The 831-nt window shown below is 59.8% G+C and carries 1 protein-coding gene; it reads right to left on the bottom strand.

The features are described 5' to 3' along the window. Nucleotides 1-57 precede the first annotated feature (57 nt). On the bottom strand, nucleotides 58-789 hold the full coding sequence (locus KHO23_RS34870; protein ID WP_211617543.1) for an IS6 family transposase: 732 nt from the start codon (nucleotides 787-789) through the stop codon (nucleotides 58-60). Nucleotides 790-831 lie beyond the last annotated feature (42 nt).

Raw genomic sequence — 831 nt, 5'->3', positions numbered from 1 at the left:
ACGGCATTGTCACGTTGGCTGAGCGACGGCGCAAATCTACTGAGGACGCGTATTTGCTCAGACGGCTGACGGATTCTGGGTGAGTTCGGTGAAACGATGCCATGCGTCAAAACGCTGAGCGAGCTGTTTGCGGTAAAGAGAAGCGCGCAGCAAATGTCGCTTGAGCGCGAAGTGCTGCCGGATCGGTCCGAAGCTCGAGAGAAACACCTGGGTGCGCTTTGGGTCGCGAAACCCGCGCAAGCGCCGCTCACGTTCACGCGTAGGTTGATGGCTATTCTCGGCCCGATTGTTCACGCGGGCTGCAGCCTTGACGAACACGTGTCTGACGTTTGCCAGCTCGGGGAGCCTGGACTTCGCGGCCGGATAACTGCGCAACTGGTCGGTGACGATCCTGCGCGGCACCGGGCACGAACGAAGCACGCGCCTGAAGAATCGTTCGGCTGCGGCCGTGTCGCGCCGCTTCTGCAGCAGGATATCGAGTTCGGCGCCGTGCTCGTCGACGGCTCGCCACAGCACATAAGGTTCACCGCGCAGCCTCACGAACAACTCATCGAGATGCCAGGTACTGCCCGGTTTGCGTCGCACAGCCTTGGCGCGATACGCGAACCCCGTGCCAAATTTATCGCACCAGCGGCGAACGGTTTCGTAACTCACCACGACGCCACGCTCGAAGAGCAGCTCTTCAATGTCGCGCAAGCTCAACTGAAACCGGAAATACCAGCGAACGGCACAACTGATCACCACCGCAGGGAAGCGATGGCCGTGATAGAGAGATCTCGTCTTTTTCATCTCCCGATTTTACGCGACCACCTCGGCAACGTGACAAAGCCC

This window comes from Paraburkholderia haematera, assembly GCF_905220975.1.
Lineage (GTDB): Bacteria > Pseudomonadota > Gammaproteobacteria > Burkholderiales > Burkholderiaceae > Paraburkholderia > Paraburkholderia haematera.
Note: the sequence above shows the minus strand (reverse complement) of the source record. Positions and strands in the feature narration are given on the sequence as shown.

Coding starts and splice junctions, on each gene's coding strand:
- KHO23_RS34870 (WP_211617543.1), bottom strand. CDS start 789: ATGAAAAAGACGAGATCTCTCTATCACGGCCATCGCTTCCCTGCGGTG.